Source organism: Bradyrhizobium sp. CCBAU 51753, from assembly GCF_015291565.1.
In the GTDB taxonomy this organism is placed as follows: Bacteria; Pseudomonadota; Alphaproteobacteria; order Rhizobiales; family Xanthobacteraceae; genus Bradyrhizobium; species Bradyrhizobium ivorense.
On the sequence record NZ_CP030037.1, the window covers coordinates 4,001,369 to 4,020,194 of the forward strand.

21 protein-coding genes are annotated in these 18,826 nt (G+C 63.8%); 1 reads left to right on the plus strand and 20 read right to left on the minus strand.

What is annotated here, in order from left to right; translation table 11 throughout:
• Positions 1-94 precede the first annotated feature (94 nt).
• From XH93_RS17740 to XH93_RS17805, 14 genes are all read right to left on the minus strand, one after another.
• Complete coding sequence (locus tag XH93_RS17740; RefSeq protein WP_194474514.1) at positions 95-1,144, minus strand: phage BR0599 family protein; 1,050 nt, start codon at positions 1,142-1,144, stop codon at positions 95-97.
• Entirely contained in the window at positions 1,141-1,767 is a 627-nt protein-coding gene (locus tag XH93_RS17745) for a hypothetical protein (RefSeq protein WP_194474515.1), read from the minus strand. Before XH93_RS17745 ends, XH93_RS17740 begins: the two co-directional genes overlap by 4 nt.
• On the minus strand, positions 1,764-6,350 hold the full coding sequence (locus XH93_RS17750) for a tape measure protein (protein WP_194474516.1): 4,587 nt from the start codon (positions 6,348-6,350) through the stop codon (positions 1,764-1,766). Before XH93_RS17750 ends, XH93_RS17745 begins: the two co-directional genes overlap by 4 nt.
• Complete coding sequence (locus tag XH93_RS17755; RefSeq protein ID WP_194474517.1) at positions 6,322-6,768, minus strand: hypothetical protein; 447 nt, start codon at positions 6,766-6,768, stop codon at positions 6,322-6,324. The genes XH93_RS17750 and XH93_RS17755 overlap by 29 nt, the downstream gene beginning before the upstream one ends.
• Entirely contained in the window at positions 6,765-7,211 is a 447-nt protein-coding gene (locus XH93_RS17760) for a hypothetical protein (protein WP_194474518.1), read from the minus strand. The genes XH93_RS17755 and XH93_RS17760 overlap by 4 nt, the downstream gene beginning before the upstream one ends.
• 94 nt (positions 7,212-7,305) lie before the next feature.
• A complete protein-coding gene (locus XH93_RS17765; RefSeq protein WP_194474519.1) occupies positions 7,306-7,770 on the minus strand; it encodes a hypothetical protein in 465 nt (154 codons plus the stop codon).
• 95 nt (positions 7,771-7,865) lie between these two features.
• On the minus strand, positions 7,866-8,270 hold the full coding sequence (locus tag XH93_RS17770; protein WP_194474520.1) for a phage tail terminator-like protein: 405 nt from the start codon (positions 8,268-8,270) through the stop codon (positions 7,866-7,868).
• Positions 8,267-8,647, minus strand: a complete 381-nt coding sequence (locus XH93_RS17775) for an HK97 gp10 family phage protein (RefSeq protein ID WP_194474521.1) — start codon at positions 8,645-8,647, stop codon at positions 8,267-8,269. Before XH93_RS17775 ends, XH93_RS17770 begins: the two co-directional genes overlap by 4 nt.
• Positions 8,644-9,030 carry a hypothetical protein gene (locus tag XH93_RS17780; RefSeq protein WP_194474522.1) on the minus strand — a complete coding sequence of 129 codons (387 nt, stop codon included), beginning with the start codon at positions 9,028-9,030 and terminating at the stop codon, positions 8,644-8,646. Before XH93_RS17780 ends, XH93_RS17775 begins: the two co-directional genes overlap by 4 nt.
• Positions 9,030-9,461 carry a hypothetical protein gene (locus XH93_RS17785; protein WP_194474523.1) on the minus strand — a complete coding sequence of 144 codons (432 nt, stop codon included), beginning with the start codon at positions 9,459-9,461 and terminating at the stop codon, positions 9,030-9,032. The genes XH93_RS17780 and XH93_RS17785 overlap by 1 nt, the downstream gene beginning before the upstream one ends.
• Positions 9,461-9,889, minus strand: a complete 429-nt coding sequence (locus tag XH93_RS17790; RefSeq protein ID WP_194474524.1) for a hypothetical protein — start codon at positions 9,887-9,889, stop codon at positions 9,461-9,463. The genes XH93_RS17785 and XH93_RS17790 overlap by 1 nt, the downstream gene beginning before the upstream one ends.
• Positions 9,886-10,098 carry a hypothetical protein gene (locus XH93_RS17795; protein WP_194474525.1) on the minus strand — a complete coding sequence of 71 codons (213 nt, stop codon included), beginning with the start codon at positions 10,096-10,098 and terminating at the stop codon, positions 9,886-9,888. The genes XH93_RS17790 and XH93_RS17795 overlap by 4 nt, the downstream gene beginning before the upstream one ends.
• A complete protein-coding gene (locus XH93_RS17800) occupies positions 10,099-12,021 on the minus strand; it encodes a hypothetical protein (RefSeq protein WP_194474526.1) in 1,923 nt (640 codons plus the stop codon).
• Positions 12,022-12,202: 181 nt separating this feature from the next.
• Positions 12,203-13,735 (minus strand): hypothetical protein, encoded by a 1,533-nt coding sequence (locus tag XH93_RS17805; protein ID WP_194474527.1) that lies wholly within the window; start codon positions 13,733-13,735, stop codon positions 12,203-12,205.
• Between the two features lie 101 nt (positions 13,736-13,836).
• Between XH93_RS17805 and XH93_RS17810 the strand changes: the two genes are divergently transcribed.
• On the plus strand, positions 13,837-14,913 hold the full coding sequence (locus tag XH93_RS17810) for an acyltransferase (RefSeq protein WP_194474528.1): 1,077 nt from the start codon (positions 13,837-13,839) through the stop codon (positions 14,911-14,913).
• On the opposite strand, the gene XH93_RS17815 is transcribed toward XH93_RS17810, so the two are convergent.
• The 6 genes from XH93_RS17815 to XH93_RS17840 are packed head-to-tail and all read right to left on the minus strand — an operon-like array spanning position 14,867 to position 18,815.
• Positions 14,867-15,649, minus strand: coding sequence for a hypothetical protein (locus XH93_RS17815; protein WP_194474529.1), 783 nt, complete (start codon positions 15,647-15,649; stop codon positions 14,867-14,869). The two genes, XH93_RS17810 and XH93_RS17815, sit on opposite strands and share 47 nt — an antisense overlap.
• A 3-nt stretch (positions 15,650-15,652) precedes the next feature.
• A complete protein-coding gene (locus XH93_RS17820) occupies positions 15,653-16,318 on the minus strand; it encodes an FkbM family methyltransferase (protein ID WP_194474530.1) in 666 nt (221 codons plus the stop codon).
• Between the two features lie 2 nt (positions 16,319-16,320).
• Positions 16,321-16,605 carry a hypothetical protein gene (locus tag XH93_RS17825; RefSeq protein ID WP_194474531.1) on the minus strand — a complete coding sequence of 95 codons (285 nt, stop codon included), beginning with the start codon at positions 16,603-16,605 and terminating at the stop codon, positions 16,321-16,323.
• The gene (locus XH93_RS17830; protein ID WP_194474532.1) at positions 16,538-17,377 is read right to left on the minus strand and encodes a glycosyltransferase family 9 protein; all 840 of its coding nucleotides are present in this window, start codon (positions 17,375-17,377) and stop codon (positions 16,538-16,540) included. Before XH93_RS17830 ends, XH93_RS17825 begins: the two co-directional genes overlap by 68 nt.
• Positions 17,377-18,144 carry a hypothetical protein gene (locus XH93_RS17835; RefSeq protein WP_194474533.1) on the minus strand — a complete coding sequence of 256 codons (768 nt, stop codon included), beginning with the start codon at positions 18,142-18,144 and terminating at the stop codon, positions 17,377-17,379. Before XH93_RS17835 ends, XH93_RS17830 begins: the two co-directional genes overlap by 1 nt.
• Positions 18,126-18,815, minus strand: a complete 690-nt coding sequence (locus XH93_RS17840; RefSeq protein ID WP_194474534.1) for a hypothetical protein — start codon at positions 18,813-18,815, stop codon at positions 18,126-18,128. Before XH93_RS17840 ends, XH93_RS17835 begins: the two co-directional genes overlap by 19 nt.
• Positions 18,816-18,826 lie beyond the last annotated feature (11 nt).

Below are 18,826 nucleotides of genomic sequence, written 5' to 3' on the forward strand. Positions count from 1 at the left end.
ACGACGCGGGCGCTGCCGATGCCGTGTATTGCGACGGGTCGTAGGACTGCGCCGGGGCGTAGCCGCCCCTGCCGTCAGGCACCAGGTAGGACATTTACGCCCTCGCCATCGTATCGTCGGACGTCGGGGCGTAGGGCACGCCGCGGAAGTTGTCGCCGTTTCCATATGTGCCGCTGCATGTCGTCCAGAGCTTGTCGCATCCGGGATGAACGAGGAAACTCGTCCCGGGCGGGAAGCTCGACGGCGCGAATGGCTCGAACGTCGTCACGATCATGGTTCCTGAATCGTAGGCCCTGATCGGAATCTTGATGGCCGCCAGCGGGCCGCTCTGCGGGATGATCTTGCCGAGTGTCGTGGGCTCGGGACTCGGATCGGCGTCGAGCTGGATATTGTAGAAGTCGAGCGCCTGCCCCGTGGCGGCGACCAGCCTTGCCGCGCGGGCGGTAAAGACGGCCGTTCCGTCCGTTACCGTGCCGCCAACGGTGGTTGGATATGTAGGCTGCGTCGTCGGGTGCGTGATCCCCTCGGTCGTGCATTCGTAGACGAGGTCGTGAAACGACCCGGCCTGGAACACGCGGGCGAAGACCTGCTGCGTCACCACCCAATTGCTGAGCGGGGTCTTGGTGATGTAGTGGGTGTTGCGAGTGACCTGCGGAACGTCGAGGGGAATCTTGCAGCGGTCGTCCCCGAACACGGCCTTGCAGGTGATGGTGTGGACCTCGAGCAGATTGGCCTTCAGAAGCGCCAGCCTGCCCTGCGTGCCGATGATGATGTTGCCGTCGGTATCCTCGGAGCATGACCCGATCACCGTGCCGGGCAGCATGTTGTAGCCGCCGGCGGCCTTGTTGCCGACGTCGAACAGCTTGACCGTGATGGTCAGCCCCTCGAGATAGCCGCGCGAACCCCAGCTCGAATGCACGAACACGCCGTCTGGCACGATGCGGATGTCGGCGGCCGCCGGGGTGCCGTCCGAGTTGAAGGCGATCTGGGTGATGTTGACGCCGCCTTTGGCGTACCATGTCTCGCCGTCGACGACCACATCTTCGGAATAGGTCGTCAGGCGGAGGTTCCCGACGAACATATCGATCTGGATCAGCGCGTGGAGGCCGCGCGCCTTGAGCGCGTCGAACGGATACGACCTCACGAGGTCAGCTCCACGAACTCGGCCTCGAATATCTCCTCAAAGCGCATGCTGGTGAACTGGTACTGGACCGCCGAGCCGACCCGGCCAAAGGCCGTTGCCGACGGCGCGTCGAGGCCGCAGCACGGCGTGTAGAACTGGCAGGTCACCTCGACGAGGTCAGTGTCTGGATCGAGCGTGGGGCTGAGATTGAGGATGCCGTAGTCCGCAAGCGTTGCCGCTCCAGACGTCGCTGCGACGCCATTGATCAGGACGCTGAGCGTGGCGGGGACCGGAAGGAGAATGCGCTTCTGTCGCGAGACTGTCCCAGTTGACGGCTGGAATGTCTTGACGATCTTGGCCGTCGCGCCGCCCGGCTGGATCACTGCCGGCTCATTGACGATCGAGAACAGCAGCGGGTCCATGATCGCGACGGGATACCGGGCGACGCTGGTCGACTCGATGATGGCCTGCATCTCGTCTGAGTATTCTGGGCTGATTGTGACCGTGTAGTTGCGGATGATCTTCCGCATCTCCTTGCGGTTCGAGTTGCCGCCCTCGCTGGTGCTCTTGGCAACGTCCTGCGTGAACGTGACCTGCGCGCCGGCCGCGATCTCGTTCGGAATCTGCGGGACCGATACGGTCATCGCATCGCCCCCATGACCTCAGCGCGGGACTTGATGAAGGTGTCGGCCGTAACACCCGGATAGACGTGGATATCGACCTTCTTCCAGTCGCCGTCCGCGCCGCCGGATGACCCGGCAGCAACCGCAGCGCCGACCGGGTGGCCATCCATCATCGATCCCATCGACGCGAAGCCGCCGCCTGGTATCGGCACGCTGTCGCCGAGGAAGTCCTTTAACGGCTCGGGAGTGACGTGCTGCAGCTTCGAGGATTGCTTCAGCCTCTCAGCCTGCTCCGGCTGCATGACGAAGATTTTCTCCCCGGGTGCCGCTTTCACCGCAACGTCGACGGAATCCGTGCCGCCGCCGCCACCGGGCACCGTCAGCACGCCACCCTCGGCCATGCCGTGGGTCGTGATCGCCGCCATCGCCGCGTTTCGCTGGGCCAGTGAGGCTGCAACGGCTGCGGGATCAGGCCCCACTGGGGCGCTCGACGCCGGCGCCGACGAGGCCGCCGTGCCGGTCTTCGCACTGGTGTTCACGGAGTTCTTCCACGCGTCGAACCGGGCGCCGATGCCGTTCACGCCGGAAATTACGGCATTGTTGCTGCTGTTGATCGCGCTGACGATCCGCGACGCCATCGCGTCCATGCCCTGCGTGACGCTGGCGGTGATGGAGTTCGTCTTGCTGTCAAGACCTGAGGCCACAATGTCGGTGCCGACCGACGGCGCCGAGCCGGCGTCAACTGTCATCTGTCCGCCGGTGGCAAATGCCGGCAGGCCCTCACGGCCGACCATAAACTGGCCGCCGACGGCGTATTGCTTCTGGCCGGTGGCGAACTTCTGGACGCTGAAGTCCGAGAAGTTATAGCCCGCAAGACTCGCCTGACCGACGATGTTTGCATAGTACGACGCCGCCGGATTGCTCGGGTCGTTCCAGTCCTGAATACCTTGGTAGCCATCCGCCAAGAACGGGATGCTGCGCCAGTTCTTGAAGCCGCCGGGATAATTCCCGGCCGTCACCTTCTGATGCAGTGTCTGCTCTGTACCAGTAGCACTGCCACCTGATCCGCCGCCACCGCTGGAAGTCGGAGCTTGCGGTGGCACCGGGTCCGGTATCGCTCGGGCGACGTTGGCAATCGCCGACTGAACGCTCTTGGTCGAATCCGCGACCGCATTCACGATCGTCGAGCCAACGTCTGTGATCTTGCTGGTGATCGCCTGCGACTGGTCCGACAGCATGCTGGCAACATGCGACGAGATCAGATCGGCGGACGACTTCGACACCGCCGGCGTTCCCATCTCCTCACCGAGCGTCATCTGGCCGCCCATGGCAAATGCCTTGGCGCCGTTCTTCGTCTGCGGTGTGAAGCCGAAGGCCGGATTCGCCGGCGGCGTGCCGCCGGGCGGCGTCACCGTCACGATCTCGCCGGGGCTCGCCCAGAACTCGACCTTCTGCGTGTCGGTGTGGCCGGGGCCGGGCACGGTCCACTGGCCGCCGGTCGCCATGGCGGTCTCGCCGCTCGCGAAGGACTCCGCAGCGGTGCCGTAGTCGGCCGACCCGAAGCCGCTGAAGACGTCGGGCTGGTAGCCGCCGCCGTCGCTGCTGCCGCTACTCGACGAACTGCTGGATGACGAGCCCGAAGAACCCGAGTAGCCGGAGTAGCCGGAGCCGCCCGCAATATCCGCCCCGAAACCGGACGATCCCGATCTGAACGAACCTGAGCTGGATCCTGAGACAGAGCCGCCGAAGCCTGATGAGCCGCTGTTGCCGCTCGTCGAGGCGCTGGCGTTGCTGACGGCGCTGCCGAGTGCCTGCGCGATCGAGGAGGCGGCCGAATTGACGGAGTCGACGATGTTACCAGAGCCGCTCGAAACCGCATCGGTCGTCTTGCCGACGCTCTCGTTGGTCTGCGCGCTGGCGTCCTTGACCTCGCCGAGGCCGGCCTTGGTGTCGCCGAAGCCTGTCTTCGTGGCATCAGTACCGGCTTTTGTCGCGTCAGTGCCGGCCTTGGTAGACTGATCGACGGTTCCGAGGCGCTGGAGCTGATCGGAGGAAAACCTGGAGATATCGTCGAGCGACGAGGTGGTCTGCTCTCCGATCGACTTGGTCTGATCGGTATTGCTCTTGACCTGGTCGGCAATCGACTTCGAGCCGGCGTCCTGCGACTGTTTGAGCGTATCGGTCTGCTGCTTGAGGTCGGTCTTTTGGGTGTCCGGCACACGGCTGATCGACCGACCATCGCTCTGTGTGACCGGCTTGCCGGTGAACGGGTCGATGCCTGATCCGGTGACGGGGAACGTGCCTTGATAGCCCCTGACGCCGCCGCCTTGACCAAGTGATACGCCGGAGCCAAGCGCGGCAGCAATGGCATCGCGCGCCGAAAGCAACGGAGCCTGCTGCTGAGAATTTTGAGAGCTGCCAGCCTTTTTCTTCTTCTGGTCGTCGGTGGCAAACCAGTCATCCTCCGGCCACTTGACGCTGCCACCACCACCGCCGCCACCGCCGCCGCCTCCGCCAGATGCGGTCGATGATGCGCCGGTCCCACCGGTGCCCGTTGCGCCGGCAGTCGGCGCCGGCGTTGTGGCTGCCGAGGGGGGTGAGGTGCTGCCGGTCGCGACGGTGGGAATCGCCTTGATGGCTGTGATGATGTCCGATGCCGACTTGGCGATCGACGCAACGACGGTGTCCCGCTCGGCATTGATGCGCTCGCCGAGCGCTGCGGTCTGCTCCTTGAGTGATGCAGAAATCTTGGCCGATGTCGCGTCGCTGGCGGCCATGGCGTCGCCGCGGCCGTCTGGAAGCAGATCGCCGAGGGTGTTCTCGACCGTCAGGCTGCCGCCGTCCGCGAACGCCCTGATCCCGGACCTCGACTTCGGCGCACCGGATGACACGGCCTGCGCCGGCGTCTTGATCTCGACTTCCTCGCCAGGCGTCGCCCAGAACTTGACGAGCGTCGAGTCGACGCCGCCGGAGCCGCCGACGGTAAACCCGCCGCCTTGCGCAAAGGCCGGATAGGTACCTTCGGCAACCATCGAGGCGTAATCGGTCGACATCTGGCTGAAGTCGAAACCGTTGCCGGCGGTCGTGGTGGCGGGCTGCGGGCCGCTGCCGCCACCAAAGCCGACTCCGCCATATTGCGGCGCCGCCAGCGAGGCCCCCTCAACACCCCCAAAAGCGCCGGCTCCGGAGTTGCCTGCCCCAACCGCATTGCCGGTGGCCGACTTCAGCTGGTTGTACCAACTGATGACGTTTTCTATCTCTGCCTCAAGCCCCTTCAGGTCGCTTCTGAACTTCGCCAACTCAGTGGTGACGAAGTTGAACGCGCCATCATCAGACAGAGTGGTGAGTAGCTTCTTCCACTCGTTGTTGAGGTCGTCGATTGCCTGTCCGTAGGTCTTTGGCTTGCTCGGGTCAAAGGCCGCATCGACCTTCGGCTTAATCCTGACGATCCCGTTCTCGAAGTCGGCAAGCGAGATGGGCGTGCGCGCCAACTGCTTCTGAAACTGGTCAATGTCCTGGTAGCCGAAAGCACTGGAAATGGCCCGGGCGACTTGCGGGGAGAGGTCCCTGATCTGCTGGAACGTATTTTCGGTCAGGCCGCCGGTCTGCTGAATGCCCTTGGCGAGCGCTGCCTGCACCTCTGCCTGCTCCTGCGCCGTGAAGCCAGAAATCCGCATGACCGTGTTAAGGGTCTCAAACGCTCCTTTCAGCTTTTGGATTTCCTGGGAGGACTGACTGGCGCCGTTGGTAATCACGGGCCAGCTGGTGCTCATTTTGCCAACGCCCTGAGTCGCAAGCTCGACTGCGGAGGCCAATGATCCGATATCGGATCCGGTCCTTAAGGCGCTCTGCCGGATGGTGTCATACGCAGCGGCGCCCTCTTTGACGCTCCCGGTGATGGCCGTGAAGCGTGAGTTCTGCCGGACAACCTCATCTCCGGCCTTCTGGATAGCTAGGACCGTTGCTGCAGCTGCGGCGGCCAATCCCTCGAGCAGGAACCCATTGGATCGCGCCGCGGTACCAAGGCCGCCGATACCGCTGCCTGCCGTGCTTGCGGCCTGCCCGAGATTGACAACCGGCGGAATTGCACCTCCGGCCGCACCAGCCAGGTTCTGCGCCGACTTCGCGTGCGATGCAGTAGCTGTCGACGCCGCATTATGCGCGGCGATCGCGCCCTGCAGCGCCTGAGAGGCCTGCGTATAGGAGACGCCGGTCTTGGCGACGATCTGGTCGAGCTGCTGGCTGACCGGAATCGCCTTGCCGGCGGCGTCCGTCTGCTTGATCAGCGAGGCTGCGAGTTGTTCCGCCGCCTGGACCGCCTTGGCCGATCCGGCCGGCAGGGCCTCGAGGCCGCGGGCGAGGCTCGAGGTGCGCGCCGTGAACTGCTCGGCCGACTTCGCCGCCTGATCGATTCCCGCCGCGGCCTGCTTGCCTGACTGACCGACCTTGTCGAGTCCTGACGCCGCCTGGTCGGCGGCCGGCTTCGTCTTCGCCATCTCCGCGTTGAGATCGCCGAGTCCCTGCTTCGCCTGCTTGGAGGCGTCGGTAAAATCCTTGAGGGGCCCGGTGTTGACCCTAAGGTTTATCGGAGGGAGGTCGGCCATCTCTTAAGGCTTTCGTCTTCGACTTCATGCCGAGCGCGCGGAACATCGCGAGGATGTTCGCGCCGGTCGCGGCGACAGCTGGAGGCGGGGGATCGTTCTTCAGCTTGACGTAGATTTCATCGATCAGATCGAGCGCGGCGAGGTGCCACTGCTCCGGCACGATCGCGCGCAGCCGCATCCAGGCCTCGATGCGCTCCGGATGGAGCCGCAGCACCTTCGACTTCACCTGCCAGCCGAGGCGCTGATCGGGCATCGTGACCGGCTCGGTGATGCGCGAATAGTCGCGGAGATCATGCATCTGGCAGAACCAGCGCCAGACCTGCCGCGCCGCAGGCGACAGGACCGGCTCCACGACGCCGGCGACATGCGCCTCGAGGCCGAGGGACGTGTAGAGCCTGACCTCTGCGCATGTCCTCAAGCGCTCGCAGAGGTCGGCAAAAAATTCAGGCGCACGGTGACGCGGCTCGTCATCTGCGCCGCGATCTCGGGAAAGCGGCGATAGAGGATCGCGGCGTTCTCCTTGCTGAACGGGAACGGCTTGCCGTCGAGCACCCAGTTGTCCGACCAGCCGTTGGTCAGGAGCACGAGATCCTCGATCATGTCGTCTTCGTTGTCCTGCCAGGTGCGGAGCGGCACCAGCTCGTTCTTGGCCGCTGCTGCCTTCGCCTCGGCTTCCCGTTTCGCGGCGCGCTCGTCGACCGCGCTCTTGATGCGGGAGGCATCGGAGCCGCTCATGTTGATCCAGAGCGTTTTGCCGTCGCCGTCGACGATCGGCTTGCCTGTCTTGGGGTGAAGGATTTCGAAGTTGACGCCGGTCTCGGCGTGGCAGCGCATCTCGATCGTATTGAGGTCAAATCCCACTGTGGTGCTCCTGGTAAGCCAAAACGCCAAAAGCGCCGCGCTGGTGTTGCGCGGCGCTCATCTCTCGAAACTGGTCTCCCGCATCCGGAGGGCCTTACGTCGCGGCCTGGTCGATGAAGGTTGCCGCGTTGATGCCGAGCTGGATCACCGCCATCACAGCCGCTGAGGTCGTGAACGGGCCGGTCTGGTAGCTCATGACCTTGGCCTTGAAGTAGATCGTGGTCGGGTGCGAGCCGGTGGTCTGCGAGGAATCGTTGAGCTGCAGCCGGAAATTGATGTCCAGCGGATTGCTCAGCGCGGTGATGCAGGCCGCCTGACCGGCATCGGAGGCCTTGCGGCCGACGCCGATCTGCGGATTGCCGCCCTTGCCGATCGACTTGAAGAAGCGTTCGAAGCCGTCGGCGAGCGAGGCAAACGTGATCGAGTCGTAGGCGAGACCGATCGGCGGGATCGTCACGACCTCGCCGATGTTGATGTAGGTGTCCGTAAGCTGGTTCGAGGCGGTGGTGCCGATGGCAATCGTACAGCCTAGGCCTGCGCCGACTTCACCTGCGGCCATGTGTGATCTCCTGAAGGTTTCGAAGGTTTCGGTTGGCGGGGCTCCGCCTGCTGTTGCGACGGTGGCCAGCCGCCGCACACCTCCTGGCCTTCAGGTCAGTCCGTGATGCATCTCCACGAGACGGTCACAGGAACCTGCAAATCGGTCGGCGTCTCGATGACGCCGGAGTGGTAGGCCTGCTGGATCCACAGGCTGAGCGTTGCGCCGGCGATCCGGTCGCCGATCGGGAAGACATCGATAAGAGCGTCCGCGGCATCCTCGATCGCCTTCGTCCCCTTGTTTACGGGATAGAACAGGTCGACCAGCAGTAGCCCGCCGTTGATCGCGGAATCGGAAAGACTGAATGGGCCGCGCCGCGTGTTGGTCAGCGTCATGCGCGCCCATGGATTGGTCGGCGGCGCCTCGAACGTCTTGCCTTCGTACTTCACTGCCGCAGGGAAGCCGATCGCGGTCTTGGCGCGGACCTGCAGCAGGCCGCGGATTTCGGAAGACCGGCTCATTGCTGGACCCTTGCTGCGGCGGCCTCCAGGATGTCCGGGGCCCGGTCGATCGCGGCGCGGCACCAGGCGCGCGGCGCCATGTGCGAGGTGCCGAACTCGACGAAGCCGGCGTAGTTGGCGCCGTTCGAATAGGTGATGGTATCGCCGAGCTGATAGCTGGCGACCACCGCGGTGACCCGGCCGATCGGATTGCCGCGGCCCGGGGCGCCCCCGCCACCGTCGCCGATGGTTGCGTACCAGTTGTCGCGGAGAAAGCCGGTCTTGTAGGGGGTCGTTGTGATGACCTCGCCGCCGAAGTCCTGCAGGAACTCGGTCACGAGCACGACCAGGTCGCGCTCCGGATCGAAGCCGCTGACGTCGAGGCCGAGCTCGATCACTTCCGGACCTGCAGAGTGTAGAGGTATGGCACTCCTCCGAGCTCGCCGGTCTTGAACGAGACCACGGTGTATGTGTCGGTGATCACCTTTCCGGTCTTGTCAAAGACATCGAGCAGATCTGTCTCCTGTGGTGACATCGTCATACCCTTCACGCGAAGGATGCATTTCCGGTCGCCGCGCTTGATCAGGGTGCCGTCGACCAGGCTGTCGCGATAGCCGAGCAGGAGGCCGCGCGTGGTGTTCGACAGCTGTGTCGCCGGCGCAGTCGCGCCCGTGGTCTCGTCATAGGTGCCCGGCACCTCGCGGCGCAGGACGACCTTGCGGCCGTAGTCGGGATCGTCGAGCAGTTCGGCGATGTCGCCCTGCAGATCCTCGGCAAGCATCAGCAGGCACCATCATCGTTGCCGCCGCGGGCCGGCATCGTGCCAGGCGCGTCGGACATGCCGACCTTGAAGCGGTTCGGCTCCCGATCCGTGTCGCCGTCGACGGTCTCCATCTGCGACTTGCTGATGCCGCCGACCGACGGCGCGCCGATGCCGCCGGCGTCGCTCAGCGCCGCCTGCGCACGCAGCCGCTGCGCCAGCGCAAGATAGGCCTGCGCCTTGTTAGAGTTCTCGATCCGCAGGCCCTCGACGGCGAATGTCACCGACCGGGAGAACTTGGCGGCAAGGGCATCGGCACACAGCGCCGCCGCAAGGTTCGATGACGACTGTCCGTCGATCAGCAGATCAATCTGATCATCGGACAACAGCGATCCGTCGGTGTCGCCTACCTTGAGGCGGACGAGGTCGCGGAAGTCGTCGCTGACTGCCATCAGAGATTCCTCACGATGCTCGCGACCAGCTCGGCGCTTCCGGTGCTGACCGTGGCGATGTTGCCGTCGGCATCGACGATCTCCGCCTCGTGATAGTAGCTCGCCCCGGTCTTGGGAATCGGCGACACGCCGGTCTCGGTGTCGGCGCCCTTGAGATGGACGACGAGGCGCCATTTGTCGGTCTCGAACGCCTCCCACTCGACCTGGTTGCGCGTGACGCCGTCATCGCAGACCATCGTGCTGTTGCTGTCCTTTTTGAGATAGACATCTGCGCCGGTGGCCTTAGCGCTCTTGCCGAGCCACCACCGCGCACGCTGAATGCCGGACAGGTCGACGTAATTCCCGGCGTCGTCCTTCACGGGAATGTGGATTTGAGCCGTGTCGCCAGCTTGAAGGGTGATGTCCTGGCCAGTCGCCGGACCGCTCATGATGCCCCCTTCAAGCCATCGATGGTGATGATCGTCGACAGGGTGCCGTCGATCGAGATGACCGAGGATTTCGTTCCATCGATCACGTGGACACCGGACATCACGCCCTCGATCGTAATCGCGCTGGCGGCGTCGGGGCCGACCGGTCCCGACGTGCCCCAAGCTCTGCCCCAGCTGCCGCCCCACGACAGGCCCCAAGCGGACGCCATTTAGGCTGGACCCCACGGATCGCCGGTGGTGCCGGAACCGGTCACGGCATCGCCGGTGACGTGCGTGATGTTGGCGTCGACTTTGCCTGACACGGTAAAGGTGAGGCTGTCGGTCTTAGCCTTAATGGCGCCGACGTCGCTGGCCGTCAGTCCTGACACGCTGCCGACCGAGCCCGCGACATTGCCCGTGACCGAAGCGACGGCGCCACCGGCGAAGGTGGACCGTGAGGAAACAGCGGCATCCAGATTGTCCAGCAGACCAGCGCGCGTCGACGTCAACCGCGCAAGCAGGGTCGTTGTGCCGGACGTATCTGCTCCAGCATATGTCGATCGGCTGGACACATCGGCGTCGAGGTGTGCGAGCTTGGTCGAGTTGCTGTCCATTTCCGTGCGGATTGCCGCAGCGGTCGGAATATCGCCGGTCGCCGCCGGGCTGGCCGGCAGGTTGCCGGTCTTTGATGCTACGGCTGCGATATCGTCCGAGACGCTGGCGGCGGCGGGCGCGCCGATGCGAGCATAGATCGCCGATGTCGTGCTACCGATGTCACTGTCGATCGTCGCGAGCTGCGTGTCCAAGTTCGCTGATGCCATGCCGAGCGCAGACCTTGTGCCTGCGGCCGAGAGCGGCGCGGTATAGGACGAAGAGGCCAGCCGGGATGACACGTCCGCGTCGAGATGAGCGAGGCGGGTATCGCCGATCGCCGTCAGCCCCGCGCCGGCAGTTCCGATCAGCGCGAATGCATCGCCGGTCTGTGGCGTGTTGCCGGTGTAGGTCGTCAGCGTGTCGACGTTCAGGACGTGGCCGCCTGAACCGATGCCGAGGGCGCCGAAATTTGTCGGGAAGGCCACGCCGCTGATCGAGCCAACCGAACCGCCGATGTTGCCGGTGACGCTGCCGACCGATCCGGACAGATTGCCGGTGATGTTGCCTGTGATCGCAACGGTCCATGCCGTGACTGCCGCGAGACCATCCGACGCGAGCGTGAACCCCGTCTTGTCGCTCACCGTGACCGCCGGCGTAGCGGCATTCAGGCTCGTCTTCATCGTAGAGGTGAAGTCACCCGAGGTCGGCGCGTTCGTCAGGTTAGTCGCGGTGGCCACCAGCGTCAGGGCATCCATCGTGCTCGCGGGCGACGCGATATTGAAGAACTTCTTGAAGCCGGCAGCAATCTGGCCAGCAGTTTCGGTCAGCGCCGTGCCGAGGATCTGCGCCAGGTTGGACTTGACCACGCCTGACGTGAAGTCGAGCTGGCCGGTGCCGGTGCCCGCCGAGAGCAGCACGCTGGCGCCGATGTCGCGGGCCGTCTGCGAAGTCCCCGCGATCTTGGCGAGGTCGACGCGGCCGGAGCTATCGATCGACAGGCTGGCGAAATTGGTCGGGAAGGTCTGCGATAGTGAGTATCCCGTCTTGTCGCTGACGGTGCCCGCCGTGACTGCGCCGCCCGCGGTGATCGCGAGCGAAGCAAAGTTCGCCGGGAAGCTCTGCGAGAGGGAATAGCCGGTCTTGTCCGTCAGTTTCGCGGTGTACGGGTCATCGACCACCAGCGGAACCACGAAGTCAGCCTGCTGCAGGTTCGTCGCCCCGGAGACGCTGACGATCAGCGACTTCGCGTTCGAGACGGCGAACCGCGCATCAGCCAACTGGAATTCATAGAGCCCCGGATGGTTGGTAGAGTCTACCTCCTTGAACCGACATTTTGTCGCCGTTGGCGTAGCGTAGGTGCCCAGTGTCGTGATCGACTCGATCGTCGACCCTGCCACGGTGTAGGCGGTTGCGGCGGACTCGTTGTCGGCGATCGTAGAAATGCGCAGCCCGGTCGACGCGCTGGTGAGCCCGGTCAGGCCGGCGCCGACCGTGCTCGAGCTGTCGAGCAGCTTGAAGCGCAGGACAACAGATGTCTGGCCATTCTTGTAGGCGATCACCCGAGATTACCCCGCATACCGTCCAGATTGCCGCTCATGTAGATCAACTTGACCTTAGCGATGCTAGACGTCGCCTGCATCGCGGCCACAGCCGGGATCATTCGCGTTTTGCCGCTTGCATCGTCTGCGATGACCGCAGAGTGACCGACTCGCGATCCGGAACTGACTTGCGTTTTCGTGGTCATGCGATCGAAATCTGCGGATTGACCCAGACTGTGGCGGAAGCCTTACCCAGAAGCACCCGGCCACGCACGCGCCCCGCCACTTGAGGTGTGAACGTGACCTGAAGCTTCTGATACACTGGAGTGCTCGGCGGGCTATTCCATGTTGCCGTCGACGTGGTCAGCGCTGCGGATGCAGTCAACGGCGTCGCGAGTGAATCAGCAAACGACGCGAGCGATGATCCGGACGTCCCCTGATATTCAAGCACAAGCCTGATATCCGTGTTGTTCAGGCTTGCTGACGAGACGATCTCGACGGTCGCCGTCTTGGACGATCCAACGGCGGTGTTTTCAACGTCGAACCAGAAGCCCTCCAGCGGAAAGCCCAGGAGGTCAGAAAACGCGTTCGAGACCATCTTTTGACTGAAGCCGCCGACATCATCCGCCGCGCCGCCTGTTAGGTACGTCGTCAGGTCAGTCGTGACCTTCCCCGCCTGAGTGTACCTTTCCGAAATGATGTTCGACCCGTCGTAGCAGTTGACGAATTCGACTTCGTCGGCAGTCGCGACGGTGTTGCTCCCGGCTGCCGGGAATCTTGTTGCGCTGGCTGAAACCTTGCAGCTATCGAACAGCATCTTCGGGATGTATTGACCGTTGATCGCCGCGACCAGCGTCCCCGTGACGGAGCTGATGTCGACTCCGCGCAACGTCGCGAGGCCGCCGCCATTATTGAAGCTGTTGTTGTTGAACAGCGTCGTCGGGAAGGTGCTCCCACCCAACGCAGACGGCGTGTTGATCCATCGAAGATCGCAAGTGCCGTTAAAATTGATCGACTGGCTGGAATTGCTGAACGTGATCGTCGAGTTATCGAGGGTTACTTGCCCCTGACCATCAGGCGCGAAGTTTCCCGACGATCCAGCCATGACGAACGAGCAATTCTTGAAGTACTGGCCCCGATGCCCTCCGTTGTTAAATTTGATATTGCGTCCTGAAGCTGCCGTGAAGGTGATGCCGTACCAATAGCTGTCGCAAGCCGGGTCAATGGAGAGATCGCTGCCGCCTCCGGCGCAGGAGATGGATGCGCCAGAGGTCAGGTCCGCAGGCACAGGTGGCACGGACCCATTCTTGTTGACCGACAACACGATGACCTGGCCCGTTCCGGATATCCCGGCCCGATAGGTGCTGATCACATTGGTCTCGGTGTGATCGCTCGAAATGAATATGCGGTCGCCAGTCGAGGCCTGCATGTTCAGGCCGCCCGACCCGTTGGTGATGGACGCCAGGTTTCCCACCGGCGCAGTCCAGTTCAGCGTTGTTCCGGCGGCATCCACTAGCGTGAACGTTGCAGTTCCGCTCGTCGTCGTGTTGCCCTTTGTGGTCGTCCAACTTGGCTCAGAGCCTCCGGAGGTGCCGGCCGTCGTGCATTTGTAGCTGTACTTGTTGGTGGCGGAAGGCGATGTCGGGCGGACGATATCGTTCAGCGCATAAGCATGACTGGTCTGGAACGTGGCAACCAGCGCATATGCCGTGGATGAGACGTACCAGTCAGCCATTAACCGATCTCTTCCCTGCCGCCGTTAACCGCTGCTGCCCCTTCAAGTTGTCGAGGGGCGCGGTCGGATGTAGAATTTGAGCTTTTCAAAGCGAGGGGTCGTTGGATATTCAACGCAGCGCTGCGCGGCCTGAGCTGAGGGCGCTAACCGGGCTACGCGGTGTAGCCGCCACCGTCGTCGTGCTAGGTCACTTCAATCCACCGCTGCCCTACCATCTTGAGCATTTCTTCCACTGGTATACGGCGGCGGTCGATCTGTTCTTTTGCCTGAGCGGCTTTACGCTTTCATACGTCTACAGCGGCAAGAGCTTTCATTTCTCGACGTATCTGATCGCGAGGATCGCTCGTATCTATCCGCTGTACCTTGTCACGCTGCTCACCATCGGAGCTGCGTACACAATCCCCGATCGAGTGAGCCCGGAGACCTATCCTGCCAGCGTCGCCATGGCGGACTTCGCCCGACAACTGTTGATGGTAAACGACTGGCCGATCGTAGGATCTGGCGTCCATTGGAACGCACCCGCATGGTCCATATCGATCGAGTGGCTATGCTACCTTCTTCTGTTTCCGGTCCTGCTGCGCCTGAAGCCGCCTTCGGAAAACACGAGGTTTCTGCTCCTTGTGGCGCTATCGGCAGCTACTTACGCGATCCTGCTGTTTTTTGAAGGCCGCCTGACGAACGGCTTACCCTACGGCGAGCCGAACGCCTGGAGCCAATGGGCCGCGACACTGCGAGGTGCAAGCGCATTCGCGGTCGGGTGGATCGCATATTGGAGCTATCGGCAGCGCGATGGAATCCACTCACTCTGCTCGCGTTATTCGACCGCCATCTGGTTGTGCTTTGGCGCCGTGCTGACGCTCTCGTATCTTGACACCATCAGACCGCAGACAGTGGTCCTCTTCTTCCCGTTCTTGGTGCTCACCGCTACGGACGCTTGCTCGCAGCCTTCGCGCGTGCTTGGCTCCGCGCCAATCCATTACCTCGGAGACATCTCATATTCGATTTACATGGTCCACTTCGCCATGTTCATCGTTTTTGCGCATGTCGTAGGAAGGTCGGCGACGTGGACAGCCCCCGTCTATGTTGCACTGATCGCAACGACCGTTGTGGTTTCGGCCCTCACGTACTGGTTTATTGAGAGACCGTCGCGTGGCGCGATCCGGCGATCGCGGCGCTGAGATACTCCCGCGCCATCCCAGACCGCATCTCGTCCACCGTGAACTGCTGCGCCATCAGGCTGTTGAACCAGGCCCCGCGGTCCGGCATCTCGGGCCGCTCGATCGCGGCAAGGTCGAGATTGCCGACCGGCGCCACAGGGCAGGTGGCCTTGCAGAACACCGGGATGCCGGCGAGCACGGCATCAACGGCAACATTGCTCGAATGCGTGACCAGCGCCCAGGCGTTGCGGAGGTCCTGCGCCAGTGGTGTCTCAGCGCGCTTCAGACGCGTCGTGATCGGCCGAACGGTGTACCGCCGGAGCTCGCGCACCGGCGATTCCTCGATCCAGCGCCGGCAGTCGATGCCAAACGATCGGCCGAAGTTCTCGCCAGGCAGGCCGATGACGATGTGGCTTCCGCTCTGTCGCCATGGCCGCAGATCACGCTTGATCCGCGACGGCGGCGCGTCCTGCCAGAACACCGGCGACGGCGAGCGATAGGTGATGCGGTAGTAGCCAGTCGGACCACCGCGCGCCGGATCAACGAAGCCGTTGTCCAGCTGGTAGAACGGCCGGCCTTGGGCCAGCGCCTTCGGGATTGCCGTCAGCGCGGTGAAAATCTGTCCCCAGACGATGAACGGCTCACCGTCGTCCGGCGGCTCTCCGACGCAGAGGCGACCGCGGAAGCCGGCGGCAAGCGCCTCCATGATCGGGGTCGTCTTCTCGACCCGCGCCGGCTCGATGCAGCACCAGAGCACGGATCAGCGCCAGCGACAGATGAAGTCGCCGGAAATCTCCTTGACGACCTCCGCACCCCACGACTGCAGCAGCACGACCGCGTCCTGGTCGCCGAGGCCGAACTGCTTGCCCTTGCCGGGCTTCTGCTCGACGATGATGCAGGGCTTCTGCTCGCGGATCGTCTTCTCGCCGCCCTTGATGGCGAAGAGCTCGTAGCCCTCGCAGTCCAGCTTGATCAGGTCGACGTCCGCGAAGCCGAAGGAGTCGAGCGTCTTGAGGACGGCGTTGTGCTCGCCGCCTTCCTGGACGTAGGTGTCGCCTGACGACGAAGGTCCGGTATGGAGCGACACCGATCCGTCGTGGTCGCCGAGAGCACAGCTATAGAGCGTGACGCCGAACTCGAAGGTGCCGTAGTCGCGCGGCACCACGTTCGCGTGGAAGCACTCCCGATGCGTCGCGATCGGCTCAAACGCCTTCACGAGCGAGAACATGGCACCGAGTGGCCGCGACCACAGCCCGCAATGCGCGCCGACGTCTACCGCGGTCCGGAAATTGCGAATGAAAGGCATCGCCGCCATCAGCTTGTGCAGCTGGTAGGTCGGTCCGCCCGCGAACTCTGGACCGGTTTCCAGGAACGGGACCAGATGCTCCTCGTGGTCGGGGAGCCAGAAGCCTTTGACCTGCTTCATGGTCAGGCCTCCGGGAGATAGATCAGCTCAACCGTCATCGTGTGGACGTCGGCGAGAGAATTGCTCTCCAGCCTGGACGCGAAGTTGATCCTCACCAGCTCGACAGCGTCGCGACGGAGTTCCGCAGCGAGTTGCTCGAACGCGCACGCATAGCGCTCCTTGCTGTATGCGCCCTGGACGGTCTGCGCCCGCCCATCGGTTGCCGGCGCGCTGAATGTCTCAGCCTGCACAGCGGACACCGGCGCGAGCCCCATCACTGCTAGCAAGGTCCTGCGGGTTGTGGTCATGTACTCCTCCTGTCAATAAGCGCGCAGCTGCGCCAAAAACCTCGTCCGCGCTGATGCGCGCCATCGCGCGCCGGCAGTGCTCGCACGCGCCGGTGTTGCCGCAGGCCTCGTCGGCACCGAACAGGTTGACGTGCGTCGCATAGCCCGTCGTCATCGGGTGAATGTAGCCGCCGAAGATCACGACTGCGGTGGTGCCGACCGCCGCCGCGCCGTGGTGCAGACCACCCTCGGGCCCGATGTAGAGCGCGCAGCGCGCCATCATGGCTAGGCTGGCGCGGAAGCTCGGGCTTGCGATCGGCGTCACGCCGGCGAGCAGCTGCTGGCCGTACGAGAACTGAACCACTCGATGACCGGAGCGGAGAAGACGGGTCGCCACCTCCTGAAACCGATCCCATGGCCAGCGCTTGTTGGGCGCCATCGCCTTGACGTGCGGCTCAATCAGCACCGCGCCCGCCGGCATCTTTGCCGCGGCAAGCGCCTTCTCCTGATCGGTCAAGAAGATCTCGCCCGGGATCGAGCGGAAATCCAGGTTCCACGTCCAGCCGCCGGAACGCGGCGTGCCGTATAGCCGGACGCCCTTGTAGTGCGGGATCCAGATCAGGTCGCGGAATTGACTGTCCGCTGGCGGGGCGACGTTCTCGTTGCCTTGGTAGATCTGGTGCGATTCCGTCGACCAGATGATGCGGCGACCGTCTCCGAAGGCAATGCGCTTGCCGCGCGCGCGAGCGCCGCGCGCCATGCCGCTGCCCAGCAGCTCGTCGCCGAACCCCATCAGCCGCGGACCCAGGCGTCGCGCGCGGCGCGCCACTCGTCGCCGTAGCGCTGGTTCTCGTAGCCGGCCATGTCCGGCACGCCATTGGTGAAATGGGCGATGGTTGCCGAGACCTGCGGGTCGGAGGTGCCGACAAGATGGTTCCAGACCGGATCGAGCTCGCCGATCTCCTTGTCCGTCAGCCAGCAGAAGGCGTGGAGATCGCGGCCAGGCGTCGTGTTGAGGAATTCGAGATCGAACAGCTTCTTGTTTGACGGATGGTCGACGTTGACCGCCATCACGGAGGTCCAGTTTTTCCGGGCATAGCGGGTCTGCAGCTGGCCGTCCATTTTGGTGGCCTTTGCCGGCGTATGGTCGTGCTTTACGCAGTAGACCGCCTTGTCGTTGTCGAGCTGCTCGAAAATCCTGCAGGCGTTGCCGCGGAAGAGGACGTCGCCGTCGGTGAACAGCGCCCATCCGGTCTTCGCCAGGATCGCGATGAAGAAGCGGGCGTTGGCGTGCTGCGTCGATTGCGGCGCGTCGCTGACCAGATCCCACATCTGCGGCTTGTCGGCCGCCGGGTAGCGGTATTCGAACGGCCGCGTGTAGAGCTTCTGCCGGATCAGGTCGTCGAGCAGCAGCCCATGGATGGGGATCTGGCGTGTCAGGTGCCTGCGGCAGCTCTCCCGGGCGACGGCAAAGGCAGCGGCTTCACGAGGATCCCAGCCAATCCAGATGCTTTCCCTGCGATGCAAGGCCGGACGCCGCTTCACCGAGCCGTCAGCCACGCCAGACCATCCTCGATTGTGCACTTCGGGAATGCCGAGACCGTCGAGATCGGCGATGCGTTCATGACGTCGATGCCGGCACGCTCGAGCTGCGCCTTGCAGTCGTTAAAATTGTCGCCCCAGCTCTTCCAGTAGCGCGCGTTCTGCCCCGGCTGGTACCAGGTGTAGCGATCGGCGCAGTAATGCTCGCCGAGCTGGTCGGTGTAGTCGAAGCCGAACAGCGCCCATTTCCAGCGGCGGACGGTCTGCTGGCCGCGCTTCAGGTAGGCGTAGTTCGTCGCGCCGAAGCCGGAATTGCCGCCGGACTGGATCTCGGTCGGCTTGTCGCTGTAGCCGGCGTATCGGGTGCGCAGCAGGTACAGCGAGTGCGGGATGATCGGGCAGCGACCGATCTCCGGCTCTACGGCGAAGACCTTGCGCGTCGGCAGCGCGGTGAGCTCGGCCTCACGGTCGATCAGCCAGGGCCGATGCAGGCAGAAAACCTCTTCGGCGAACGGCAGGTCCCAGATCGCCTCCTTCACCGCCAGCACGCGGACTCCGGCGATATTGAAGCGCGAGAAGTCGAATCCCTTGAGCGACGGCCCGGTGCCGACGATGGCGAGCGGCTTGTCGCTCCAGTAGCCCTCAACGCGGCCGAGCTCGGGCAGCGGGGAGGGCTGTGCGCGGTGCATCGTAACACCGT